The sequence below is a fragment of the Sphingobium bisphenolivorans genome (assembly GCF_000412635.1).
Taxonomy (GTDB): Bacteria; Pseudomonadota; Alphaproteobacteria; order Sphingomonadales; family Sphingomonadaceae; genus Sphingobium; species Sphingobium bisphenolivorans.
Genome location: NZ_ASTG01000024.1, coordinates 1 through 23,674 on the forward strand (window position 1 = coordinate 1; position 23,674 = coordinate 23,674).

Below are 23,674 nucleotides of genomic sequence, written 5' to 3' on the forward strand. Positions count from 1 at the left end.
CTCTCACCCAGATCGTCGCGCTATACCTTTTGCCTTTTGTGGTTTTGGTCAGTGCCAGCAGCAACTCAAGATCGCGGCTAAACGCCCTAGCTTCGCTTTGCTCGCTAAACGACACGACGAGACTGCCAAAGTAGTCGCGCTCGTCATGGGGCTTGTCCTCAAGCAGGTCGCTCAGGAAGTCCTCTAGAAAATCCACGCCTTTGATCGGCTCAGCATGTAGCCGCCATCTCGTTTCGAAGCCGTCCTTATCAACCTCAAACCAACGAATTTCCCCGCGACGGTTTGCCAGCTTCACCATGCTCTGGATCGCTTTAGCCCCGTAACAAGTGGGGTCGAAAGGCACGGCAACATTCCATTCAAATGCTTCCGAAGATCGCAGCAAAGGGGTGGATGCTGAACTTTTTTTGCTGCTCATTTTTGGCGGTTTTCCTGTGGTTTCGATGGTTAACTCAGAAGCACGAAGCCATGAAAATATGGTTAAAATCAGCCCCCTCAAAAAACCATGAGAGCTTTCAATTGTCAGCAAGACGCTGGCAGTTTGAAAGAAGGAAGTCCAAAATGCACAACTCGACTAACTCCCCCGTCACCGCTTCGCAGGGTTCGATTATCAACCTGAGCTTCACGTCTGAACAGGACGCTCGTAATCAGGCGGACAGCATACGCAATATCTGTACTGCACAGATCAACGCCGATAACGCTGCAAAGGCGAACTTGCGGGTTTCTTCACAAAACAACCTCTACGTTCTTCTCGGCACGTTCTGCGAATTGTCGTTCAAGTTCCTTGATCCGATGAATGCGAACTTCCTGAGTGTCGTTCTTGGTGATTATGGATTGCAGCCTGCGCCTGCTGGCGTGAACCCCTTCCGTCCTCTCTCGGATATGTTGTTTGGTGAGTGGGTTCGAGAAATCATCAACTATGAAGAAACGAAGTCGGCAGCACTGCCATCGTCAGAGTTGCAGAAGGTGAAGGCAAAGACGCGCAAGGCACCTCCGGGTACTACTGCAACGCGGACTGTCAATGGAGAAAAGTGGTTCTTTGTCCCCAATCGCTCTGCGGAAAAATATGCGAAGGTCGCTCGCTACGCCAAGTCGCAGGGATGGGAGCCGCAATATGTCGCGCAAAACATCGCAGACTTTAAGGGCAAGATGGACGGTGTGGTGAAGGCTGACACTGCCGCGACGAGGGGTACTGACGCGAAAGAGATTGAGACGCAGGAACTTGTCGATCTCGTGATGGCAAGAGAGCCGCATTCTAAGTTGGATACCTCGGAATGTGGTTTTGGTCCTGAAGACAAAAAGCGCGAGCTTGTGTGTCTGTGGGCTGAAGTTGAGGGTGATGAAGTTTTGATCCGAGGATTAATGCCAACGAGCCAAGATGCTATCAAAGCCTATCTCCGCAAATATGCCAATGACAATGCCGCGCAGCTTTGGAAGGAGCAGGCAAAGGGCAATAAGACGGCAGAAGCGTAATGGTGAAAACCGATCCCAGTGCTCCTCGTGAGCACTGGGCTAGTCCCTTCGATCTTGAAGCCCACTGGCGGAAGATGGAGGAAACTGAGCAAGCTCGCAAACCCAAGCTGCCACCGCTCGAACTGACGCCTTATGGTCCTGATCGCAATGTGATTTGGACAACCTACTATGCCTTTCTCGATGGTGGGAAATTCCCGCTTCCGAACGGGCATTGGCCTCCTAGGGCGCTGTATGATCCGACCTTTATCGGACCTTTACCGCCCAACAATAGATGGTGGATACCTCCAACAAAGCGGGATAATAGAACTGGTCTTTGGTACTTTACAAACAACATGGTCATTCCTGATCCGAATGAGGTAGCTGAGTGGATCAAGCAGAACGCAGTGCAGTCGATCCACATCTACTATTCTTGGGAGGAAAAGGGTGTAATGAAGAGTCGGCAAAGTCACAAGAAATGGACCTATCGCCCTAATGATGATTGTGATGAAAACCGTCGCTTTAGGAATAGAATTCGAGAGTTTTTTGGATGGCTTGAAACTGAGCGAGTTTTCCTCGTCGGCTTTGATTTCGACGATGAGAATGATGGAGGTAAGTTCAAACTGCGCTTTCCTTGGCGATACAAAGAGCAATAACAAAGCCCTGTAGCCGGTTCATTCTGGCTACGGACTTTTCTCGTTCAACATAAATTTTGAGTAGCCCTGTTGAGCATCCTGTTGTCTAAACCACAAGATGCACATATTTAGCCGCTGATGGCAGATGCCCGATTGCGGAGTTACGGCAATCGGGCACCTGTCTAAGTTCCAAGCAAACATTGGAAAGCACTTGCTTGTCTTGTATTTAACGATACAGGCTTGTTGCCCTCGCGTCATTATTCTTAAACAAGATTTCTGACGCCGATCAGGTAAATAACTCTGGAAAGCAAATTACCGGAGTTACAATATGATCGACCTTACTCTTACCCAATTTCTCAAGGCCACCTCGACTGCCAAGCCTGAGAACGCAATCATCGCGCCACGCGCTGCACATGATGCAATCCCCTACACGATGTTCGATGTTCTTGATGCGGTTCAAGAGAACCAACTAGCGAAGAGCCGCTCAGACTATTTCAGTTTCTCGGATTGGGATGATGGCCACTCTTCTGCTGACCATGTTCGAACCACGCTGCTCTACGTGGAATATGAAGCAAGCCGCAAAGAGGCTGTTCAAGATCGTCTCGCTGAGATGGGCTTGGACTATTATGCCATCCCAACATTTGCGACAGATCGGAATAAGGAAGGCCGCAAGAAGCGCATAGATTGTTGGGGCTTCGCGATCGGTCTTGATGAACCGCTCAATGAGAGCGACACGATCCGAATGGCGAGCCTCATCATCGAAGCCATCGAATGTGGCGGACTGACTGACGGCTCCTACATGCCAACCTATCTGCTTCGTTTACGCGCCGGCCAGATCGAACATAACGCTGGCAAGCTGCTCTCTCGCGAGTTCATGGAAGAAGCTGCTTTGATCCGCACGACTGTTCGCACTTGGAAGAGGGAGGTGCTGTGATGATCGAACTACAGCCGACCCTCATGCTGACCGACGAAGAGCTGGAAATCCTGAATGCCGACAAGCACGTGGACAACGAGGCTCTCGCTACTGCAATCGACGCGGCGATCGCAAAGATAGAAGAAGCGATGAAGGCACTTCGACCTTCGGACTAAGACCGACCCCGCTGTCGTGTTGGCAGCGGGGCAGTCGTCGGCTGTTTACGATAGACTATGCTTCAGGGCGCTGGCACGATCATGACCGGCTTTCACGGACTGAAATGCCTGCTCCACTACTGACCGAGAAGACGGATCGAGATCGGCATCATTGAGAGCGGCCTCGAACTTTCCTTTGATGTAATCTTCGCCGCGTTCAACCTCCTGAATGATCGCTTTGTCATCCTTTCCGGTGAACGCCTGCTTCAAATCCATAAACGTCCGATGCGCGGCGGCTAGGAAGCTGCTGTCGTCCTCCGGGTTGCCACCCAGTCTTGTAACCTCGGTCTGGAGAGAAGTTGCGACTTGGCTGCGCTCACGAGCAAAATCAGCAAAGAGTGTTGCGAACTGCGTGCTCTCCGCATCCTCTGCGGCATCTTTGAAGCCCTTCATACTGTCCAGCGTAGTTTTGATCAGGCTGTTCAGGGTCGAAATGGTGCTGTCTGCGCTCATCGCCATTCTCCTATCAGATGGTGACATGCAAACGGGCAGCGAGAAAGAAGGGTCCGTCGCCCACAACAATCGCAACCTACTTAGATTATTGGACGGTCATCCTGATCGAAGGAAACGGCTTGGACATCGCACAGGCTCCTACGAAATCCGTGGACAGCCATTCCTCGTACTGGTTTGGATCAAGAATCACCGGCATGGCCTTGGGGTGAAGCGGCTCAAGCAGTTCATTGGGTTCGCATGTCAGGAACGCGAATGCGGGTCCATACTTACACTGCCGCCAGATGCCGGCGAACGCCGCCATAGGCTGATCCAGGACATTGAACCACCACTCTTCACGGCCGTGCCCGATCTTCGGCTCAGCGAACGTTGAGAACGGCACCAGGCATCGCTGAGCCGGATTGGCGAGCATCGACTTCCAAAAGTTGCTTGATAGCTTTCTGACGTTCGTGACGCGCTTCTCCAGCATTTTGCCGCTGGCACCCCGAACATCGCAGGGAACTCCCCACGCCATCACATCAGATCGAACTATCCCATCGTCCTTACGGACGACCATCCCCATACGTTTTGGATAAACGTCGGTCGCGAACTCCTCGTTCGGCTGGCGCACATCGAAGCCCGCATATTCACGCCAAAGAGGTATCTGATCAGGATTGTTGCGGTAGTGATTACACATACCCGCAGCCTATCTAACCAGCAGGTCATCGCAACCCCCTTGCCGAATCGTTCTCATTTTGTTCTCATATGGGCAGCACTCGACTCGAAGGAACAGGAACGATGGACAGGCTTGAGGAAGCATACGCTGCGCTGGCCGCGCATATCGACATTCATGGCAAGAAAGGCCCTTACAATGGCATCGAGGAGATCGCGGCCGATTTGGGCATGAACAAGGTGGATATGTCGGATGCCGACGACATTCACTTTGCCTACCGTCTCAACCAAACCGGCGCGAAGCTGACCCTAATCTATCTGCTGGTGCCCGCGCCTGAAGGCCAGCCGATAGAGGAAAACTACTGGCTGGAACTGTCAGGTCGTGGCCCTGCCAGCCATGCGAAGGTTTGGCATTTCAGTGACGGCGAACTCGTGGACAATGAGCCAATACGAAAAGCGGCTTAAACCTTTTCCAATCCCATGAGCGCCGGGCCTTGACCCCGGCGCTTTGTTTCTCGGACGATAATGTCAATTCCTCCCCAAGCTCTGACGCGAAAGGCGCTGCTCGCGTTAGAAGAAATTTGCGGCGTCTCGCATGGGCGCTTTACACGCACCATGACGCTGCGCTTTGTCCTGGCCTACCTCTATGCTGTAAGCAAAACCAAGGACAGGACGTTCTTCGATGACCTCTGGAAAGGCCATGGCACCCCGCATCGGCGTGGGCAGCACATGGATGACATCTGCGCTGCCCAACATTCGACTGCCTGCCTGAATGCGATCTATCGCGCAGTTGGGTTCGAGCGCAGTACGGACTTTCAGTTCTACCACCTTCGGCAGCGAAAATATTTAGAGCAGAAGGGAAGGGGCGAGTGATTCCCTTACATATTGCTACGGAAGCGTTATAGAACCACGGTTATGGGGCGAAGATCACAACAGGGATTTTTGATCGAACTGGCCATTATCGGCGCGTTGGGAGCTGGTGTATGGGCTGAAAAAAATACCGTTGTTTCCGGCTCGTTCGTCATAGGACCTGCGCTGGCTATCTTGGTGCCGCTGTTCTTCTGGAATTACATGCGGCCTTGGGTCCGTCGCAGAAAATGGCGTCCCCGCATAGTCGGCCAGCAGCGGCAACCATATGATAGGCGGTGGCGGTCGAATGGGTGGCAGCAGCCCAAGGAACGGCAATTCCCCGCATGGGCGGTTTATGCCGCTGCTGCGGTCCTGATGGTCGGCACGTTCTGCGCTGTCTTCTTCTGGCCCAACAGCGAGCCGAGCGAAGCGGCTTTGGTTGAAGCGTCGCCCTCACCGGTTCCCGCTCCGCTTAATGCCCTATCACCCTACCCGCCGAGCAAACAGACATTCGCCAATGTGCCGGAAAGGTCGGGCGCACCTGTTGAGCCGTCGGAAGCTCATCCAAGGGTCAGTGAAGTTCCGTCTGATCGCTTTCTATGCAATGTGAGCAGCATCACAGACGGCGACACGCTGCGCTGCTCAGATGGAACGAGGGTCAGGCTCCATGCTGTAGCTGCCCGTGAAAGTGACGAAACCTGTCGTCCGGGCCATCCCTGCCCGTCTGCTTCTGCCGCATCAGCAACCGCAATGTTGTCCCAACTGGCATCGGGTCAGACGCTCCAATGCGAGCAGACCGGAACCAGCTATAACCGCGTAACGGCTGTTTGCTGGAACGAGCAAAACACGGAAATCAACTGTGCGATGGTGAACAGCGGCACGACACTCGTCTGGCCGAAGTTCAATGCACGGCGGTCTATATGTAGTTAAACAGTATCTTTCGCGACAACATCAATATTGGAGGGCGGCATCGCAAGCGCTGCCTCACCCTGCTGCCTGGCGAACTCATCTACGCTATCCGGGGTTTCGGAGAAGCGGTCCCTGAGCGCTGTCCAAATGTTGATAGCGGCTTTCGGGCTCAGTTCACGCGTCCCGTCATTCACGACCAGCACTGAAATAATCGGCAGGCCGTGATCCCAGCACCACGCCCCGAGCACACCTAACCCGTCCGTCAGTTGATTGACCCAATACTGGCCTAGAGGATGTCGCTCACCGTGCCATGCTTGGTAGAGATCCTTGTAAGAGACGCGCTTGTCAGCGGCCTTATGGCACTCAGCCAGGATCAGCCGAGCCAAGCGAACTGGTTCGTAGATCGACGTCTTACGCCGATCCAATTCGATAGCTAGATCGGATCGAGGCCACTTGCCGCCAACCGTAAGGCCGCGAGCATCGTAGTTGCCGATCATCCTCGTGAGTTCGTCGTTCGTCAGTTCGTGAATTTGCCGTGGCATACTCTATCCGATATTCTTTCTACCGCGCGGCTAGGGTAAAAAGCAAAATGATGCGTTAACCCGGCCCCTTGATCAGCGCCTTGAGTTCCGAAACTGATAGCCAAGGCTTCGCCTTATGAACCATTCGGTGGCAGTTGGAGCAAATCAGCGCCAAATCCTCAGGCAACGTTTCGTCGCCTTCGACCATCGCGTGAACCGGATTTGTGTGATGCGCTTCGATAAACCCGTACCCTCGCGCACCATAGCTTGCCACGAAGTCAAAACCGCAAGCCTCGCACTCCAATTTTCCGTGTGCCTTGAGTGCCGCCGACTTGCGGATTGCTACGACCTTTCTGTCTCGCTCAAGAGTGCGGTGATAGCGGTAGCTAACCTTGCCTTCCTTGGCCTTATAGCTCTGGACCTCATCAAGCGTGTCGTCATCCATATTGGCAAAAGTGCCCTCACGGATGGCTTCGGCAGCGACAGCAAGCTCTTGCGGCCGTCCATAAAATTCAGCCCATATCGCTTCATCCAGTTTACTCGCACCGTCGAGACCCTTCCCACCCTTGCTGGTGAATGCCGGGTCTAAGCTACGGAAGTTCATCATCTTCATGATGACCCCGCTCGGATTTCGATAAGTGGTTAGACCTGCCTCGGTCGCCATCTGCCTTAGCAGCGCCGACATTTCGATAACGTCTGGATGATTTATGCCCGGATCGCGGCCCTTGTGCTTCACATAAAGATCTAATGCGAGAATCACCTGTTCGCGCGTCCAGAGCGGGTTCTTTGTTTTGATCTCACTCCCTTCTGGCGCATCGAAACTGAACCCCAGCTTCTCCAGCACCGGCACAACATAAACCTGGCCGCCGCTAAACTCATCAAAGCGCAGTGGCGCCGGTTTGCCGGGCAGATAACCAAAGGCTGCGCCGATGATCGCTTTGCTGTCGTATGGATTACCGTTGTGCCACAGCCGATATGTCCGAGCAGGCTTGTACCCATATTTGGTCAGGAATTTCTGCTGACCAAGCGCGTCGTATTCCGCAATGGCCGCCAGCACAGCCGCTCTCGTGACGTTGAAAGTCGTTCTCTCTACCACCGCCAAGCCCCCGCCTCGGTCGAATCGTTCTAACCTCTAAGCTAGAGAGCGCAGAAACAGAAGTTCACGCAAGGAATACCGTAGTTTACACGGTTTTGATTTATGTTTGCGTCAACACAAGTATGAAGTTGGGAAGGCCCGGCACCAGCTGGCACTGCACCTCCACCCCGCGCGCCTCCAGCCCCAGATAGGCGACCGTCGATACCGTCGAAACCAATGAACATCCCCCTGGCGACTACCCCGCCCGAACCTCTCTGTGCTCCTGCGATGGCGGGAGCCTGGTTCCAAAGGTCGGACCGGGTCCCAGCCTTCGCAGGAACAGGAGGACGTTTCAATCTCTTAGCAGCGATCAGCCCTCTGCTTCAGGACGCCCCTTGAACCCCTGCGCGACGACATACCATTCGACGCTGCCCTTCCGGCTGGCGGGTGGCTTGGCATGTTTAATCGTCGTGAAATGCCTTTTCAGGATCGCGAGCAGGTCAGCGTCGGTGCCACCCGCGAACACCTTCGCCACGAAGGTGCCGCCCTTGCGCAGATTCTCCACCGCGAACATCGCGGCCGCCTCGACCAGCCCCATGGTGCGCAGATGGTCCGTCGCCGCATGCCCGACCGTGTTCGCCGCCATGTCGGATATCACCAGATCCGGCGCATCGCCCAAGGCTTCGGCCAGCAGCGCTGGCGCCTTGTCGTCCATGAAGTCCATCTGGAACAGCGTCACGCCGGGAATCGGATCGGTCGGCAGCAGGTCGATGCCGACGACCTTCGCCTTGGGACAGAGTTTCCGCACCACCTGCGCCCAGCCGCCTGGCGCCACGCCCAGGTCGACGACCGCGCGCGATCCCTTCACGAAGTGGAACTTCTCGTCCAACTCGATCAGCTTGAAGGCGGCGCGGCTGCGCCACCCCTCCGCCTTGGCTCGCCGGACATAGGGATCGTTCAACTGCCGTTCGAGCCAGCGGGTGGACTGCGCCGTCCGCCCCTTCGCCGTCTTGACCCGCACCTTGCCGGCGCCCGTGCCTCTCACATCTTCACTCCATCGCGGTCCATCAGGCCGCGCAATATGCCTTCGCGGATCCCTCGATCGGCGACCCCCAGCCGCCGCGCCGGCCATATGTCGAGGATCGATTCCAAAATCGCGCAGCCCGCCACGACCAGGTCCGCCCGTTCCGTGCCGATGCAGGGCAGCTTCTGCCGCTCGCTCAGCGGCATGGAGGAGAGCCGGCCCGAGATCGATCGCATCGACGCGGACGGCACGATCAGCCCGTCGATCGCCTGCCGGTCGTAGCGCGGCAGGTCCAGGTGCAGGCTGGCAAGCGTCGTCACCGTGCCCGATGTGCCCAGCAATCTTATGTCGCATTCCGGGCGCGGGAGCCGCCGTGCCAGCGGGGCGAAGGCATCCGCCACGCGCGCGCGCATCCGGCCATAGGCTTCCAGCCGTGTCGATCCATCCGCATGATCGAACGGCTCGCTTTCGGTCAGCGACACCACGCCCCAGGGCGCGCTCAGCCAATCCACGATCCGGGGCGCCCCCTCCCGGCGGGAATCGACCAGCACCAGTTCGGTCGATCCCCCGCCAATGTCGAAGATCAGCGCGGGGCCGTCACCCGGCTCCAGCAGCGCATGGCAGCCCATCACTGCCAGTCGCGCTTCCTCCTGCGCGCTGATGATGTCGAGCGCAATGCCGGTTTCCCGATAGACACGCTGGATGAAATCGGACCCGTTCGATGCCCGGCGGCACGCCTCCGTCGCGACCGACCGCGCCAGCGTGACATGGCGCCGCCGCAGCTTGTCGGCGCAAACCGACAGGGCGGATATGGCACGTTCGATCGCCTCATCGCTCAGGCGGCCCGATGCCGCCAGCCCCTCGCCCAACCGGACGATCCGAGAAAAGGCATCGACCACGATGAATCCGTCCGCAGAGGGTTTCGCGATCAACAGGCGGCAATTATTGGTGCCAAGATCGATGGCCGCATAGGAACGGCGTCCGCGCGGCGGATGAGGCAACAGGCCCCGCGGTTTCGACGGGGGAGTGAGGGCCGCAGCCTTGCTCCCAATGCCCTCACCGGAACGGACCCCTTTGCCCGAAACTCCGCCGGCTGGGCCGGAACTCTGCGGCGATGGGCGGCTGTGCTGCACCATGGCCGTATCTCTTTTCTTCTTCGCCAGCGCGGACAAGCGCCGGAACTTGGCGTCAAGAGTAGGCAAAGGATGACCAAAGCGCAAGGCGCGCGCAGGAAAGCTCTTACAGAAGCGGCAGAAGCGCGGCGACGATCCAGCGTTCCTCGGCGCGCAGCACGCCCCAGGCCCGTGCGGCGGCGCGGCTGTCCATCACCTCGACGCCGATGCCCCGTGCCTCCAGCTCCCGGACAAAGGCCCGCGCGGGCTGGCGCAATCCCGCTCCTGTTCCGAGCAGGAGGAATTCGGGAAGCGGGTCGAGATCGAGCAGGTCGCCAAGGTCCGCCACCGACAAGGCGGCAACGGCCGGAGCTGCCTGCCATGCCAGCGCCCGGACAGGGGAGAGAAGAAGGCCGCCGGGAAAGACATCATCCTTTACCCGAAAGCCCCGGCCGGAAAAGCCGGTGACGATTGGTCCCTGCCCCGTCTCGTCGCGGCGCAGCTCGATCCCGGTGCGCTTTTCGTTCAGGGCCGCGCTCCGTCGTCGCGCGGACCCATCCGCTCCGCCTGCGCCGCGATATTGACCTTGCTCGCCTTCTTCTCGGCCGCTGCGGGCGACAGGCCGAGCGTGATCAGCAGCGAGGAGGAGACATAGACCGAGGAATAAGTGCCGACGATGATGCCCAGCATCATGGCGGCGGTGAAGCCGCGCAGCACATGGCCGCCCAGCAGCAGCAGCGCACCCAGGGCCAGTAGCACCGTGACCGACGTCATGACCGTGCGCGGCAGCGTCTCGTTGACGGACAGGTCGATCAGCGCCTTCATGTCCATCTTGCGATATTTCCGCATATTCTCCCGAATGCGGTCGTCGATCACCATCTTGTCGTTGATCGAGTACCCTACGATTGTCAGCACGGCCGCGACGATGTTGAGGTCGAATTCCAACTGCGTGATCGCGAAGAAGCCGAGCGTCATCAGCACGTCGTGCATGATCGCGACGAAAGTCGATATGCCGAACTGCCATTCGTAGCGGAACCAGGAAAAGATCGCGATGCCGATCACCGCCAGCATCACCGCCAGCACGCCGTTCTGGATCAACTCACCCGACACCTTGCCCGACACCGTGTCGTAGCGGGAGAAGGTCACGCCGGGAAATTCCGCCGCCAGCGCCTTGCGCGCTTTTTCAACGACGGCGTTCGACGCGCCAGCACCGCCCTGTTCAGGTAGCGGCAGGCGGATCTGCACCGTCTTGGGATCGCCGAACTGCTGGAGCGAGCCGTCGCCCACGCCCAGCCGGTCGATCACGGTGCGCACCTTGTCGGTCTGCACCGGTTCCTGAAACTTCGCCTCGATCATCAGCCCACCGACGAAATCGACGCCGAGGTTCAGCCCCTTGTACAGGGTCGCACCCACCGCCAGCACCGTCAGCAACGCCGTCAGCGCAAAGGCCCAGTGACGCAGCTTGACGAAGCCGATATTGGTGTTGTCAGGGACGAGCTTAAGCAGTTTCATAGTCTCTCTCCGCCCGTCAAATATGAATTTCGGTCGGGCGATGGGTGCGGACCCAGCGGGACACGAGCAGGCGCGTGAAGGTGACGGCGGTGAACACGCTGGTGGCGATGCCGATCAGCAGCACGATCGCGAAGCCCTTGACCGGGCCGGAGCCGAGCGCGAGCATGATGCCGCCGGCGATGGCGTGGGTCACGTTCGCTTCGAAGATGGTGCGGCTGGCTTCCTTATAGCCATGTTCGATCGACTGGACGACGTTGCGCCCGCGCCGCCGCTCTTCGCGGATGCGCTCGTAGATCAGCACGTTCGCGTCGACCGCCGTGCCGATCGTCAGCACGAAGCCGGCGATGCCGGGCAGCGTCAGCGTGGCGTTCAGCATGCCCATCACGCCCAGGATCACCAGCACGTTGATGGCGACCGCGAGGTTGGCGTAAATGCCGAAGCGGCCATAGCTCACGAACATGAAGGCCGCGACCGCCGCGACCGCGATGATCGACGCGAGCAAGCCTGCTTTGATCGAGTCCGCGCCAAGCTGGGGGCCTACTGTACGCTCCTCCACCACGGTGAGCGCGACAGGCAGCTTGCCCGAGCGTAGCGCGATGGCGAGCTGGTTGGCGCTCTCCACCGTGAAGCTGCCGCTGATCTGCGCGGAACCGCCCAGGATCGGCTCGTTGATGTTCGGCGCGGAGAGCACCTTGCCGTCCAGGATGATGGCGAAGGGCTTGTTGACATTCTGCGACGTCACCTGGCCGAACTTGCGGCCGCCCGCGCCGTTGAAGCGGATATTGACGATCGGCTCGTTGCCCTGCTCGCTGAAGCCCTGCTGCGCATCGGTCAGATCCTCGCCCGACACCATGACCTGCCGCTGGACGGCGATCACTGGCGAGCCCGACGGATTGGCCGGATAGGGCAGGACTTCGCTGCCGACCGGCGCGCGGCCCTGCGCCACTTCAGCCGGGTTGGCGGTCGTGTCCACCAGCTTGAATTCCAGCTTGGCGGTCTGACCCAGCAAAGCCTTCAGCGCGCGGGGGTCCTGAAGACCCGGCACCTGCACGACGATGCGGTTGCCACCCTGCTGCTGAATGGTCGGTTCGCGCGTGCCCATTTCGTCGATGCGCTTGCGGATGACTTCGGTCGCGACTTCCATCGCACTCTTGACCGCATTGTCGATCCCCGCCTGCGTCGGCGTAATGGTGATGGTGGTGCTGTTCACCACCTCGACATTGAAGTCGCGTTGGCCGGTGAGGCCCGCGCCCTGCGTCAGCGGGCGGATGCGCTCGACAGCGGCATCGACCTGCGAAGGGTCGCGCACCATGAAGCTCAGGCGGCCGTCTCGGCTGGAAATGTCACCGATCGCGATGCGCGGATCGCCGCGGCGCAGTTCGGTGCGAACCTGCTCCTCCATATTGGCGAGGCGCTGTTTCGCGACGTCCTGCGTGGAGGCTTCGAGCAGCAGATGGCTGCCGCCCGACAGGTCGAGGCCCAGATTCACCCGCGTCCGCATGAAGGCCGGCAGACGCTCCACCGTCGAATCCGGCAGGAAGCTCGGCACGGAACAGAGGATGCCGATCAGCAGCGGCAGCAGGATCGCGGCGACCGTCCAGCGCGAAAAGTTCAGCATAGGGGTCAGTCGTTCGCAGGCTTGGCGGTGGCGGGATCGATCACGTCGGTCAGCGTGGACTTCACCGCCTTCACCTTCATGCCCGGCGCCAGTTCCACATCGACGTAAAATTCATCGACGCGCGCGACCTTGCCCACAAGGCCCCCGCCGGTCACCACCTGGTCACCCTTTTTGACGGCGTCGATCTTGGTCCTGTGCTCCTTCATTTTCTTCTGCTGCGGACGGATCAGCAGAAAATAGAAGACCACGAAGATGAGGACCAGCGGAGCCATCTGCACCAGCATGGAGGCACCGGACGATTCCCCGCCCGCAGTCTGGGCAAAGGCTGGAGATATGAACATGCTTGGGACTTTCGCCTTGTTGTCTTGTCCGCCACAGGGCGCCGCCAAGCGCCTGTAGATCAAGGGCGGGCGGCTAACACAGATGAGCGGGCCGAGGCAATATGATTAGGCCCCCCTGAAGAAAGGGCGAAGGCGCGCATCGAATCCCTTGCATAATGCGCAAACTGCTTCTAATTGCCGCCGCTCCGGTCGGGACGTAGCGCAGCCTGGTAGCGCATCACACTGGGGGTGTGGGGGTCGGAGGTTCGAATCCTCTCGTCCCGACCAAAATTCCTGAGCCCCTGCGGCAGTCCCCCACATTTGTCTGCAACGGTGTGAACTTCGGCTTTGGCGCCGTTTTTTTCTGCTGTCCTACAGCGAACCAAATGGGATAAATGACCCGCCTTCATCAATGGGAAGGCAGTATCATGGACATTTCGAAGCTGATCGACGAAGTCATCGCTCGCGAAGGCGGCTATAGCAACCATCCGGCGGACCGCGGCGGGCCGACGATTTTCGGCATCACGCAAAGCGTGGCTCGCGCCAACGGCTATATGGGTGACATGCGCAGCCTGCCGCGCGCCGTGGCGGAAGCGATTTATCGCAAATCCTATTGGGAAAAGCCGGGCTTCGCTTTCGTCGCGGAACTGGCGCCTGCTCTGGCAGAGGAACTGTTCGACACGGGCGTAAACATGGGGCCAGACACGGCCAGCGGCTTCCTGCAGCGGGCGCTCAACGCGCTCAACCGCAATGGGCGCGACTATCCGGACCTGGCGGTCGACCAAGCCATAGGGGCCAAGACTCTGCGCGCGCTCGGCGCCTTTCTGCGGTTGCGGGGCAATGCGGGCGAGAAGGTCCTGCTGAAGGCGATCGAAGCGCTTCAGGGGGAACGCTACATGGCCCTTGCCGAACACCGGCCCGCCAATGAGGCCTTCCTCTACGGCTGGCTTGCCAACCGGCTCGGCTAGGGAGGACGCCCATGACGGAACGTTTGAAGCAGGGCGGAGTGGACCGGTGGACGCTGCGCGCTCGCCCCGCCTTCCTCTATGTCATATACGGCCTGCTGCTCTGGTCGGTGCCGCTGGGCCTGATCGGCGGGGTGCGGCCTGATGTCGCAGCGGCAATCACGCAGGCGATGCGCGCCTATTTCCTTGCCTTGCCCGAACCGCTCTATGCGCTCTTCGGCACCGGCTATCTCGGCTACACCGCCGCGCGCGCATGGGGGAAGGCGAAGGGCGTCGACCGCTAGGGCCGTTCGTCCCAGCGGATGAGTTCGGGGGCGCCGCTGGGGCCGATCACAAGCTCGCCAAAAGCGCCGGTGCGTAGCTTGAGCGAGGCAGCCGGCCGCGAGGCGGCGATCAGGGCGAAACGGGCGGCGCCATTGCTGGTCACCAGCAGATCGGCGCCGTCCCCCTCCTGCGCGAACCACTGCTTCCAGGCCGCGATGCGATTTTCGGCATCGACATGCCAGCCCGGCGGGGGAATGCCTCGTTCATCCCAGTTTGCGAGCGCCTTCGCACCCAGGCGGGCGAGGACATCCGCCTCGGGGCGTCCCTCGTCAGGGCCATGGTCGATCTCATTAAGCCAAGGGAGCGGCCCGTCGCTTTGATGATCTGTGGCGGCGGCGATGCGCTCGGCAGTCTCCCGTGCGCGGCTCAGCGGGCTGCTGTGCAAGCGGCGGATCGTGAGGCCCAATGACGCGAAATGGGCGCCGAGCCGGTCGGCCTGCACGCGCCCGCTTTCGACCAGCTGGAGGTCGGTACCCGCGCCGATGCGCCGGGCCTGCGCGCTGCTCTCGAACGTGTTGCCGTGACGAATGATGAAAATACGGCGCATCAGGAGAGCAAGGGCGTGGGATCGCCGTGGGCGGCGATCAGCGCCTCGACGCGGGCGATGTCGGCCTGGGTGTCGATGCCCGAGCTGTCGAAGCGGGGCGGATCGACCGGCACGGTGGTGATCGGAATGCCGAGCTCCAGCAGACGCAGCTGCTCCAACCCTTCGAGGGTTTCAAGCTCCGTTGGTGCAGTCGCCTCGAACCGGGTCAGGGCCTTCAATGTGTAGCCATAAAGTCCGACATGCCGCCACACGGGCGAGAGCGGCTGGCTCGCTCGCAATATCTGCTCGTTACGAATGGCAGGAATGATGGTCTTGGAGAACCAGAGCGCAAGTCCCTGCGGGGTCCGGGCGCAGGTGGTTCCGCTGAAGGGCGATCGGCTCTTATGCTCCCGCAGCGCGTCCAGAGCTGCCCAGTCGAGCCGGATGACGGGGGTTGCGACCTCAGCGCCTGCCTCCAGCGCGCCGATCACCGCGCGCAACGCCTCTTCGGGCTGGAAAGGAGAGTCGCCCTGGAGATTGATCACGAAGCGCGGGAGTATGGTCTGCTGCCGTGCGGCCGCGAGGGCGCGTCCGGAGCCTGTGGCGATACCACTGTCCGTCATCACTGCTTCGCACCCGGCGGCTCGCGCGTGATCGGCGATCTCGGCATCATCGGTGGCGACCAGCAGTTCGGCCTCCGCCAGCCCTGCGGTCGCGGCCCTAGCCATGGCGATCGTGCGGTGCAGCAGCGTACGCCCGGCGATTGGTGCCAGCGGCTTTCGCGGCAGGCGGGAGGAGCCGGCGCGTGCCGGGATCACCACGAGCGTGCGCGCGGCCGTCGTCATGCGCCGACCGGGATCAGGCGACTCCCGCATGCAGCAGGTCGTGCATGTGGATCGCGCCCACCAGTCTATCCTTTTCGCACACGAAGAGCAGCATGATATTATGATCGTGCATCAGGCGAAGCGCTTCGGACGCCAGTTCGTCAGGGGCCACAGAGAGGGGTTCCGCCGTCATGTAGCGGCCCACGGGCTCGTTCATGTGGCGCGTGCCGGTGACCGTGCGGCGCAGGTCGCCATCGGTGAAGGCCCCGATCAGCGCACCCTTGCTATTGACGACCGCCGTGCCGCCCAGCCGCGCGCGCGTCATTTCGATCGTGGCGTCCAGAAGGGAGGCATCCTCCTCCACCCGCGGCACATCGCCGCCCGACGCCATCAGTTCACGCACCTTGATGAGCTGTGCGCCCAAGCGGCCATTGGGATGGAATTTGTGGAAATCGTCGGCCGAAAAGCCCCGCATCTCCATCAGAGCCGTGGCAAGCGCGTCTCCAAATGCCATCTGGATGGTGGTGGAGGTCGTGGGGGCGAGCGAATTGGGGCACGCCTCCCGCACGGCGGGCATTAGGATGCAGATGTCGGATGCCGTCGCAACCGTGCTGCTGTCGCGCGCGGTCATGCCGAGCAGCGGTATGCCGAAGCGCTTGCAATATTGGATGATCGGCCCGAGTTCGTTCGACTCCCCGGAATGGGACAGCATCAGCACGACATCGTCGGGCGTCACCATGCCGAGATCACCATGCCCCGCATCGGCAGGATGAAGAAAGATAGCGGGGGTGCCGGTAGAGGTGAGGGTCGCCGTCATCTTGCGCGCGACGATGCCGCTCTTGCCCATGCCGGTCACTATGACGCGACCGCGAACGTTCATGATGACCCCGACGAGCCGGAGGAAGGTCGCGCAAAATTCCCGATCGGAAAACTGAGCCTCGAGCGCCTTCACGCCGTCCGCCGCGATCGAAAGAGTGCGCCGCGCCGTCTCGGCGATCCGTCCGCCAGAGCCGAACGGCACGATATTGGTTACTGTCGACACGCTGTAAGCCCTTATTTCCGCCGGCTGCCGCAGCCTATCACTGCGTCCAGAGGCGGCGACGCACGCCTGTCCCCAAGGCGAGAGTCCTTACTTCGTTTCACGACCCGGCCAGCTGCGAAGCCGGCCCCGCCGTTGAATAGGCTTGGTGCGTGCGGAATGGCAATCGCTTTCGCAATTGCGAATGATGATTTCCGCGCCGTTAATGTCACAATCCTGCAAAAAACGCCTGGGGAAAAATCATCCGCTCGCGCGTCGGAACCTTCTGCATGGCGCGGAGTTATGGGCGTCCGAATTCAGCTGTGATAGTCGCGATACCAAGACACGAAATTCGGCACACCGACCTCGATGCCGGTCGCAGGCGCAAATCCGATATCCTGCGCGATGGCGCTGATGTCGGCAAAGGTCGAGGGCACGTCGCCTGGCTGCATGGGCTGGAAATCGATCTCCGCCTTGCGGCCGCAGGCTTCCTCCAGCACCGCGATCAGCTGCATCAACTCCTCCGGTCGGTTGTTCCCGATATTATAGAGCCGGTGCGGCGATCGGCTACCGCCCGCCTTCAGCGCGCCATCATCTTCGGGGGGATTGTCGAGACAGCCGATCACCCCCCTGACGATGTCGTCGATATAGGTGAAATCCCGCTGCATCCGCCCGTGGTTGAACACCGGGATCGGCTGGCCGGCGAGGATCTTCGAGGTGAAGATCCACATCGCCATGTCGGGCCGCCCCCAAGGGCCGTAGACCGTGAAGAAGCGCAGGCCGGTCATGGGTATGCGGAACAGATGGGCGTAGGTTTCGCTCATCAGTTCATCGGCGCGCTTGGTCGCGGCATAGAGCGACACCGGGTGGTCGGCCCGGTCCTCCACGCGAAAGGGCAGCACGTCATTGCCGCCATAGACGGAGGAAGAGGAGGCATAGACCAGATGCCGCACCCGCCGCTCGCGCGCCAGTTCCAGCATGTTGACATGCCCCGCCAGATTGGAGCGGACATAGGCATGCGGATTGATCAGCGAATAGCGGACGCCCGCCTGCGCGCCGAGGTGAATGATCGCCTCCACCGTCTGGTCCGCCAGCGTCGATTGCAGCGCCTCCAGATCCGCGAAATCCAGTTCCGCAAAGGTGAAGAGGCGACCATGGCGCTGCTGCAGCGCCGCGACCCGGTCGCGCTTCAGCGACACCGGATAATAATCGTTCATATTGTCGATGCCGATGACGGCGCGGCCTTCGGCCAACAGCCGGTCGGCCACCGTCATGCCGATGAAGCCCGCGGCTCCGGTGACGAGAATGGTCACGCCGCCACCTCATGAAATTTCGCGGTCGAATCGATGCGCATGGATGTCCTTTCCGCCGCAGCACGGCCCTCTTGCTTCACAGACAATCCCGCTCGCGATGTAAAGGGCTTTACCGGGCGACTACGTATTAGCCGCTGCTTCAAAAGGTTAGGCTTTCCATAATCATTCCTCCCTATGGGACAGCAGATGGACATGGCCTCCCATCCCGCGCTTGCAGGCGCGCGCGCTTTTGATCCGGGACAGCGGGCCCGCTGGACCGAACTGGCCGCGCAATCGGCCGAGCCCAACGCCTTCTACATGCCCGAACTGCTCTGCCCGGCACTCGATCATCTCGCGCAGGAGGAGGTTCATGTGCTGGAGGCGCAGCAAGGCGGCGAACTGATCGGCTTGCTCCCGCTGGTGCAGTCGCCACGCCATGGCCGGCTGCCGCTGCGCTGCGTCACCAACTGGATGCACGATCATTGCTTCTTCGGCGCGCCGCTGATCCGGCGTGGGGCCGAGGCCGCAGCCTGGCGCGATCTGATCAGCCAGCTGGACAAGGCAAGCTGGGCGCCCGGCTTCCTCCATTTGGTCGGGCTGGACGCGGCGGGCGCCAACGCCGCCGCGCTGGAGGCGCTGTGCGTCGAGCAACGGCGCTCACGGGAAGAGGTGCACCGCTACGACCGGGCTATGTTGCGTTCGGGGCTGGACGCGGACGCCTATTGGGAAACCCATGTCCGCGCGAAGAAGCGCAAGGAACTGCGCCGGTTGCAGAAGCGGCTTTCCGAAATCGGCGCGGTCGAGACACGGCTGCTGACTGATCCCCGCGATCTCGTGGACTGGTGCGATGCCTTTCTCGAACTCGAGGCGTCCGGCTGGAAGGGGGCGAATGGCTCTGCCCTTGGCTGCCGAGCACAGGACAGCGCCTTCTTCCGCGCAGCCTGCGCTGCGGCGTTCGAGTCATCCGCGCTGCATTTCCTGCGCATCGATCTGGATGGCAAGGCGATTGCCATGCTGGTCAACTTCCGACACGGCGAGGGCGCCTTTTCCTTCAAGATCGCCATCGATGAGGCTTTGGGGCGTTTCTCTCCGGGCGTGTTGATCGAAATCGCCAACCTCCAGGCCGTGCAGGGCGATCCCGCCATCAGCTGGATGGACAGCTGCGCCGCCACCGACCATCCGATGATCGACAGCCTCTGGGCGGAGCGCCGAACCATCACCCAATATCGCATCGCGCTGCGGGGGAGCGGCCTGCAGCGGGCGCAGCGCGCAACGGCTTTCGCCTTCGCGCGGGGCGCCGAGCACTTGGCGCGCAGATTGAAAGGCCAGGGATGAACGCGCATTTTCCCGTGAGTGACGCCCGCGCCAGGACGATTTTCCCCGATGACGCGAGAACGGCGTTCGCCGCCGCCTACCCCGATCAGCCGGTGAAGCTCAGCCACCAACTGGCCGATCATGATCTGCTGACGCTCGATGCACTGGCTGAACTGGCCGAGCGGATGCCGGCGGCCTCGGTCGAATATAATCTGGGCAAGCTGCCGCTCGGCGTGCGGCCGGAGGACACCCCTTCAAACGGGCTGACGCTGGGGGAGACGATCCGGACGATCGAGACGAATGGCAGCTGGGCGGTGCTGAAGAATGTCGAGCGCGATGCCGCCTATGCTGCCTTGCTGGATGCCACGCTCAGCGAGCTGGTCCCTTTGGTCGAGGCGAAGACCGGACCGATGCTCAACCGGGAGGCTTTCATCTTCCTCTCGTCCCCAGGCAGCGTCACGCCGTTCCATATGGACCCGGAGCATAATATCCTGCTCCAGATCCGGGGCGAAAAGACGATGACCGTCTTCCCGGCGAAGGACGACGAACTGGTGCCTCCGACCCAGAGCGAGGCCTTCCATGCCGGCGGGCACCGCAACCTGGACTGGCGGGATGGGTTCCGCGATCGGGGGCAGGCCGTCGAGCTGCTGCGGGGCGACGCTGTCCATGTGCCGGTGAAGGCACCTCATTTCGTGGAAAATGGGCCCGCCGTGTCGATCAGCCTGTCGGTCACCTGGCGCTCTGAACGAAGCGTGGCGGAAGGGGAACTGCACAGCCTCAACGCCTTGCTGCGGCGGCGGAAACTGCCCACCGCCCGGATTGGCGCGCAGCCCGAGGCACAGGGCTTAAGGCGGCTGCTCTATCGCCTCATGCGGAAACTGGGCGCCTGAGCAGCCTGCGCAGCAGCGCCTCAACCTGCAGTCGGGGGCTGAACCGCTCAAGCTGCCACCATTCCAGTTGCTCCTGACAGGTGGCCAGGCTCTGCTTGTAGCGGTCCTTGCCGGCGAGCAGCGAATAAAGGGCAAGGCCTTGTCCGGCATAATGATCCACGGCCGCGGCATGGCAGAGGAGGCCGGGCTTGTCCTTTCCCGAGCGCGCGGCGGCGAAAGCGGACTGATAGTTCATCGCCCTGCCCCGATGCACGAAATTGACGAGAAGACCGACCAGCCCCTCGCGATCGGTGAAACGGAGCAGCTCGACCTCTCCTGTGGCCAGCCCTGACGAGACAAGGGCGGCAAGAAAGCGACGAAAGCCGTCATCCTCCCACGCATTATCTGCATGGCGACCGGCATTCAGTTGCCGCATCTCCGCCAGCCAGGGCCCGACATCATCGGCGGTCGCGCGATCGATATTGGGTAAAGCCCCGCCATGCTCCTTTACCGCGCGGCGGATCTGGCTGCGGCTGTTCGCGCTTAGCAAAGACAGATAATCGGCGGCGCGCACGGCGCTTAGATCGACTTGATAGACCGGCGAGGCATCTACCCGCGTCCTCCGATGGGATGGGAAACGAAGCAGCGGCGCACCGGGGGCCACCCCGCCCAGACGCAGCACCCGCCAGTCGTTTCGGGAGGCCAGTGCGGCAAGGCTGGCCTGCGCCGCCTCTTCTTCCCGGCCCGCCAAGGTAAGGAGGCCATTATATTCCACGAAGGGACGATCGGCCGCCGGGTCACCCAATTGGTTGAGCGACAGCGTGGCCGCCGGGCCGAGCAGGCGCGGCTGCATCGCATGGCCGAACAGCGCAAGCGCGACATCCTGCCCTTCATCATCGGTAACCGCGAGCAGTTCCGGGGCCGCGCCGTAACTTTCCAACCATGCGCCGATCCATGTCCAACCCAGGAAGAAGGAAGAGTCCGCCCGCGCCTCCAGCGATCGCCAGCGAGGGCCGAGCAGCGACAGTTCGGGCAGGCGAAGGAATTGGGCGTGAAGGGCCATGGCGGCTCCTTGTGGCAGAGCCGCCGCGCGGGTCAAGGGATGGTCCGTTCTAAAGCGCGCGACGCAACGCGGGATCGACCGACCCGTCGCGACGCACGCCAGCCAGCGCAAGCTCGCGACCCATGCGGCCGGTGACGAAGCGGAACCACATCCGGAAGTCGGCGCGCAAGGACCAGAGCGGATGACGGAAGGTCGCCGGCCGGTTCCGCTCGATCAGACCATGCCCTATCCAGGCAAAACCATAGCCCGCCAGCGGCAAAGCGGCCCCTATCCACCATCGGCCCGACAAGGGAATTGCGCCCAGCAGCAGGACGACCAGGCTGGTGCCGGCATAATGCAAAGCCCTTGTGCCGGGCCGTGCATGCTCCTGCAGATAATAGGGCCAGAAGTCCCGGAACGCCGCCTTGCCGTGCATGTCCCCTCCCCTCAACGATCGGCCAAGCCTATCGTCCGGCATGATCGAAGTTAAGGTTTGTGCGTCAGACCGTGCGGCGTTCGGGAGCGAAGAGGAAATAATCATAGGCGGCACGCGCTGCCTCCGCCATGATCCGGTCGCGGATCACATGGCCGCGATGATCCTTCATTACGAAGACCGAGATGACGAACATCCGGCCATCCGGCAGCGTAACGATGCCAGCATCATTGCCGAGGCCGTTGAGCGTCCCGGTCTTGTGCGCGATCTGCGTGCCGGGCGGCAGCATGGCGCGCAGCCGCATCTTGCCGGTCTTGCAACGATCCATGATCGAGAGCATCAGCGCCGTGCTGGAGGGCTTCAGCGCCTTGCCCTGCCGGATTGCGGAGAGCAGCTCACCCATCGCACGCGGCGTCGAGGTATCGCGCGGGTCCGTCGCGAAGGCGAGGTTGGGCATGTCGCGCGCGTTGCGTTCACCCTCCGACAGCCGCGCTTCGGCCGCCGCCTCATCACCGAAGCCGCCGCTCAGAACCTTGGCGCGGGCGAGCAGCTGCGCGGTATTGCTGTCGACCCGCAGACCCTTGATCCCCAGCGCCCGCACCCAGCCATCGACCGCCGCAGGACCGCCCGCGCGCGCGACCAATGCGTCCGTCGCCTCATTGTCGCTCTGCGTCAGCATCATGTCGAGCAGGGCGCGAACCGGCATCGAACGGCCGAGGCGCGGCAGTTGCTCGTCCAGCCCGAGCTGACCGTGATCGAGCAGCGCGAGGATCTTGCCGGCGACCGCGACCTTGTAGGTGCTCGCCATCGGAAACAGCGTGTCGCCGTTGAAGCTCAGCATCTCGCCGGAGGAAAGATCACGCACGGCGATGCCGACCGTGCCGTCGGTCAGCGCCGCGAAGCGCGAAAACTCGTTCATCAGCCGCGCCTCGGCATCCTGCTGCACCGGGCTGCGGACGGGTCCGAACGCATCGGCGGTGGGCAAGGGGGCGAGGAACAGCCCGAGAAAGGCGATCAGCGAAGTTCGAAAGCGCGGCATGCCGATCCTTTTCCCGATTCGGCGCGGGAGAGCAAGGGGCGTTGACAGTGCTTTGCACGACCGTCCATCACGCGCGACATGAGCGACACCATCAAATTGGACGAGAGTTGGCGCGCGCCGCTGCTCGGCGAATTCGAGCGCCCCTATATGCAGGAGCTGAAGCGCTTTCTGGCGGATGAAAAGGCCGACGGGAAACGCATCTTCCCCAAGGGCAGCGAATATTTCCGCGCGCTTGACCTGACGCCGCTCGACAAGGTGAAAGTCGTGATCCTGGGTCAGGACCCCTATCATGGCGAGGGGCAGGCGCATGGCCTCTGCTTCAGCGTGCAGCCGGGGGTGCGCACGCCGCCGTCGCTGGTCAATATCTACAAGGAGCTGAAAAGCGACCTTGGCCTCGCGCCGCCTCGCCACGGCTTTCTGGAACATTGGGCAAGACAGGGCGTGCTGCTGCTGAACAGCGTGCTGACGGTGGAGATGGGCAAGGCCGCGTCGCACCAGAAGCGCGGATGGGAGCAGTTCACCGACGCCATCGTCCGACTGGTGAACGAGAAGAGCGAACCTGTCGTGTTCCTCCTGTGGGGCGCCTATGCGCAGCGCAAGGGCGGGTTTGTCGATCCCTCGCGCCATCTGGTGCTGAAGGCGGCGCACCCTTCCCCGCTCTCGGCGCATAACGGTTTTCTGGGCTGCCGGCACTTCTCGCAGGCCAACGCCTTTCTGGAGGAGAAGGGCCGGGGCGCGATCGACTGGGGGCTGCCGGAAGTCGTCGCCTGAAAAAAGC

At 61.2% G+C, this 23,674-nt stretch carries 30 protein-coding genes, 1 tRNA gene and 1 pseudogene; 13 read left to right on the top strand and 19 right to left on the bottom strand.

From position 1 onward, the window contains the following. The coding region (locus tag L858_RS20370) for a hypothetical protein (protein ID WP_193742878.1) at nt 1–526 on the bottom strand (526 nt) is incomplete at its 3' end. A gap of 32 nt (nt 527–558) precedes the next feature. Between L858_RS20370 and L858_RS0115720 the strand changes: the two genes are divergently transcribed. The 4 genes from L858_RS0115720 (at nt 559) to L858_RS22045 (ending at nt 3,170) form a co-directional block, all read left to right on the top strand. Next, the gene (locus L858_RS0115720) at nt 559–1,470 is read left to right on the top strand and encodes a hypothetical protein (RefSeq protein WP_022684106.1); all 912 of its coding nucleotides are present in this window, start codon (nt 559–561) and stop codon (nt 1,468–1,470) included. Beyond that, nucleotides 1,470–2,102 carry a hypothetical protein gene (locus L858_RS21730; RefSeq protein WP_152639855.1) on the top strand — a complete coding sequence of 211 codons (633 nt, stop codon included), beginning with the start codon at nt 1,470–1,472 and terminating at the stop codon, nt 2,100–2,102. Before L858_RS0115720 ends, L858_RS21730 begins: the two co-directional genes overlap by 1 nt. Nucleotides 2,103–2,409: 307 nt before the next feature. Next, nucleotides 2,410–3,015, top strand: a complete 606-nt coding sequence (locus tag L858_RS0115730; RefSeq protein ID WP_022684108.1) for a hypothetical protein — start codon at nt 2,410–2,412, stop codon at nt 3,013–3,015. After that, a complete protein-coding gene (locus L858_RS22045; RefSeq protein WP_022684109.1) occupies nt 3,015–3,170 on the top strand; it encodes a hypothetical protein in 156 nt (51 codons plus the stop codon). Before L858_RS0115730 ends, L858_RS22045 begins: the two co-directional genes overlap by 1 nt. Nucleotides 3,171–3,215: 45 nt before the next feature. Here L858_RS22045 and L858_RS0115740 read toward each other — a convergent pair whose 3' ends face one another. Further along, nucleotides 3,216–3,662 carry a ferritin-like domain-containing protein gene (locus L858_RS0115740; RefSeq protein ID WP_022684110.1) on the bottom strand — a complete coding sequence of 149 codons (447 nt, stop codon included), beginning with the start codon at nt 3,660–3,662 and terminating at the stop codon, nt 3,216–3,218. Nucleotides 3,663–3,747: 85 nt separating this feature from the next. Then, a complete protein-coding gene (locus L858_RS0115745; RefSeq protein WP_022684111.1) occupies nt 3,748–4,335 on the bottom strand; it encodes an SOS response-associated peptidase family protein in 588 nt (195 codons plus the stop codon). 101 nt (nt 4,336–4,436) lie between these two features. Here L858_RS0115745 and L858_RS0115750 point away from each other — a divergent pair, with 101 nt between their 5' ends. The 3 genes from L858_RS0115750 to L858_RS21735 all read left to right on the top strand — a co-directional run bounded on the left by L858_RS0115750 (nt 4,437) and on the right by L858_RS21735 (nt 6,089). After that, nucleotides 4,437–4,775 (top strand): hypothetical protein, encoded by a 339-nt coding sequence (locus tag L858_RS0115750; protein WP_022684112.1) that lies wholly within the window; start codon nt 4,437–4,439, stop codon nt 4,773–4,775. 60 nt (nt 4,776–4,835) lie between these two features. Then, entirely contained in the window at nt 4,836–5,183 is a 348-nt protein-coding gene (locus tag L858_RS0115755; protein WP_152639856.1) for a hypothetical protein, read from the top strand. A gap of 69 nt (nt 5,184–5,252) precedes the next feature. Then, nucleotides 5,253–6,089, top strand: coding sequence for a thermonuclease family protein (locus tag L858_RS21735; protein ID WP_152639857.1), 837 nt, complete (start codon nt 5,253–5,255; stop codon nt 6,087–6,089). Here the strand turns inward: L858_RS21735 and L858_RS0115760 are convergent. The 9 genes and pseudogenes from L858_RS0115760 to yajC form a co-directional block, all read right to left on the bottom strand. After that, entirely contained in the window at nt 6,086–6,610 is a 525-nt protein-coding gene (locus tag L858_RS0115760; RefSeq protein ID WP_022684114.1) for a hypothetical protein, read from the bottom strand. The two genes, L858_RS21735 and L858_RS0115760, sit on opposite strands and share 4 nt — an antisense overlap. 55 nt (nt 6,611–6,665) lie before the next feature. Continuing rightward, nucleotides 6,666–7,685: an HNH endonuclease gene (locus L858_RS0115765; protein ID WP_037504837.1), complete on the bottom strand. Its 1,020-nt coding sequence runs from the start codon at nt 7,683–7,685 to the stop codon at nt 6,666–6,668. Nucleotides 7,686–7,800: 115 nt separating this feature from the next. Further along, nucleotides 7,801–7,902 (bottom strand): annotated as a pseudogene (locus L858_RS21740) (ATP-binding protein); the annotation flags it as partial. A gap of 132 nt (nt 7,903–8,034) precedes the next feature. After that, entirely contained in the window at nt 8,035–8,709 is a 675-nt protein-coding gene (locus tag L858_RS0115775; protein WP_022684117.1) for an RlmE family RNA methyltransferase, read from the bottom strand. After that, nucleotides 8,706–9,824: a Ppx/GppA phosphatase family protein gene (locus L858_RS0115780; protein WP_022684118.1), complete on the bottom strand. Its 1,119-nt coding sequence runs from the start codon at nt 9,822–9,824 to the stop codon at nt 8,706–8,708. Before L858_RS0115780 ends, L858_RS0115775 begins: the two co-directional genes overlap by 4 nt. A gap of 103 nt (nt 9,825–9,927) precedes the next feature. Next, nucleotides 9,928–10,272: an MTH938/NDUFAF3 family protein gene (locus L858_RS0115785; protein WP_028056220.1), complete on the bottom strand. Its 345-nt coding sequence runs from the start codon at nt 10,270–10,272 to the stop codon at nt 9,928–9,930. A gap of 53 nt (nt 10,273–10,325) precedes the next feature. Next, entirely contained in the window at nt 10,326–11,312 is a 987-nt protein-coding gene (gene secF, locus L858_RS0115790) for a protein translocase subunit SecF (protein WP_022684119.1), read from the bottom strand. Between the two features lie 16 nt (nt 11,313–11,328). After that, entirely contained in the window at nt 11,329–12,930 is a 1,602-nt protein-coding gene (gene secD / locus L858_RS0115795) for a protein translocase subunit SecD (RefSeq protein ID WP_022684120.1), read from the bottom strand. Between the two features lie 5 nt (nt 12,931–12,935). Beyond that, on the bottom strand, nt 12,936–13,271 hold the full coding sequence (gene yajC / locus L858_RS0115800; protein ID WP_022684121.1) for a preprotein translocase subunit YajC: 336 nt from the start codon (nt 13,269–13,271) through the stop codon (nt 12,936–12,938). Between the two features lie 190 nt (nt 13,272–13,461). On the opposite strand from yajC, the gene L858_RS0115805 reads away from it, so the two are divergent. The 3 genes from L858_RS0115805 to L858_RS0115815 all read left to right on the top strand — a co-directional run bounded on the left by L858_RS0115805 (nt 13,462) and on the right by L858_RS0115815 (nt 14,499). After that, nucleotides 13,462–13,538: transfer RNA gene (locus L858_RS0115805), tRNA-Pro, on the top strand. Between the two features lie 140 nt (nt 13,539–13,678). After that, nucleotides 13,679–14,218, top strand: a complete 540-nt coding sequence (locus L858_RS0115810) for a glycoside hydrolase family 108 protein (RefSeq protein WP_028056212.1) — start codon at nt 13,679–13,681, stop codon at nt 14,216–14,218. 11 nt (nt 14,219–14,229) lie between these two features. After that, the gene (locus L858_RS0115815; protein WP_022684123.1) at nt 14,230–14,499 is read left to right on the top strand and encodes a 3TM-type holin; all 270 of its coding nucleotides are present in this window, start codon (nt 14,230–14,232) and stop codon (nt 14,497–14,499) included. Here the strand turns inward: L858_RS0115815 and L858_RS0115820 are convergent. From L858_RS0115820 to L858_RS0115835, 4 genes are all read right to left on the bottom strand, one after another. After that, the gene (locus L858_RS0115820; protein WP_022684124.1) at nt 14,496–15,086 is read right to left on the bottom strand and encodes a histidine phosphatase family protein; all 591 of its coding nucleotides are present in this window, start codon (nt 15,084–15,086) and stop codon (nt 14,496–14,498) included. The genes L858_RS0115815 and L858_RS0115820 overlap by 4 nt on opposite strands. Then, on the bottom strand, nt 15,086–15,910 hold the full coding sequence (locus L858_RS0115825) for a 3-deoxy-manno-octulosonate cytidylyltransferase (RefSeq protein WP_152639858.1): 825 nt from the start codon (nt 15,908–15,910) through the stop codon (nt 15,086–15,088). Before L858_RS0115825 ends, L858_RS0115820 begins: the two co-directional genes overlap by 1 nt. 13 nt (nt 15,911–15,923) lie before the next feature. Further along, on the bottom strand, nt 15,924–16,931 hold the full coding sequence (locus L858_RS0115830; RefSeq protein WP_022684126.1) for a KpsF/GutQ family sugar-phosphate isomerase: 1,008 nt from the start codon (nt 16,929–16,931) through the stop codon (nt 15,924–15,926). Nucleotides 16,932–17,224: 293 nt separating this feature from the next. After that, the gene (locus L858_RS0115835) at nt 17,225–18,220 is read right to left on the bottom strand and encodes an NAD-dependent epimerase/dehydratase family protein (RefSeq protein ID WP_022684127.1); all 996 of its coding nucleotides are present in this window, start codon (nt 18,218–18,220) and stop codon (nt 17,225–17,227) included. A 186-nt stretch (nt 18,221–18,406) separates the two neighbouring features. Between L858_RS0115835 and L858_RS0115840 the strand changes: the two genes are divergently transcribed. Beyond that, nucleotides 18,407–19,534 (top strand): GNAT family N-acetyltransferase, encoded by a 1,128-nt coding sequence (locus tag L858_RS0115840; RefSeq protein WP_028056214.1) that lies wholly within the window; start codon nt 18,407–18,409, stop codon nt 19,532–19,534. Continuing rightward, the gene (locus tag L858_RS0115845; protein WP_022684129.1) at nt 19,531–20,403 is read left to right on the top strand and encodes a cupin-like domain-containing protein; all 873 of its coding nucleotides are present in this window, start codon (nt 19,531–19,533) and stop codon (nt 20,401–20,403) included. Before L858_RS0115840 ends, L858_RS0115845 begins: the two co-directional genes overlap by 4 nt. Here the strand turns inward: L858_RS0115845 and L858_RS0115850 are convergent. The 3 genes from L858_RS0115850 to L858_RS0115860 all read right to left on the bottom strand — a co-directional run bounded on the left by L858_RS0115850 (nt 20,381) and on the right by L858_RS0115860 (nt 22,896). Next, on the bottom strand, nt 20,381–21,445 hold the full coding sequence (locus tag L858_RS0115850) for a GNAT family N-acetyltransferase (protein WP_022684130.1): 1,065 nt from the start codon (nt 21,443–21,445) through the stop codon (nt 20,381–20,383). The two genes, L858_RS0115845 and L858_RS0115850, sit on opposite strands and share 23 nt — an antisense overlap. A gap of 49 nt (nt 21,446–21,494) precedes the next feature. Beyond that, nucleotides 21,495–21,860 (bottom strand): Mpo1-like protein, encoded by a 366-nt coding sequence (locus L858_RS0115855; RefSeq protein WP_022684131.1) that lies wholly within the window; start codon nt 21,858–21,860, stop codon nt 21,495–21,497. A gap of 64 nt (nt 21,861–21,924) precedes the next feature. Then, on the bottom strand, nt 21,925–22,896 hold the full coding sequence (locus L858_RS0115860; protein ID WP_022684132.1) for a serine hydrolase: 972 nt from the start codon (nt 22,894–22,896) through the stop codon (nt 21,925–21,927). Nucleotides 22,897–22,974: 78 nt separating this feature from the next. Here L858_RS0115860 and ung point away from each other — a divergent pair, with 78 nt between their 5' ends. Next, a complete protein-coding gene (gene ung, locus L858_RS0115865) occupies nt 22,975–23,667 on the top strand; it encodes a uracil-DNA glycosylase (RefSeq protein WP_022684133.1) in 693 nt (230 codons plus the stop codon). Nucleotides 23,668–23,674 lie beyond the last annotated feature (7 nt).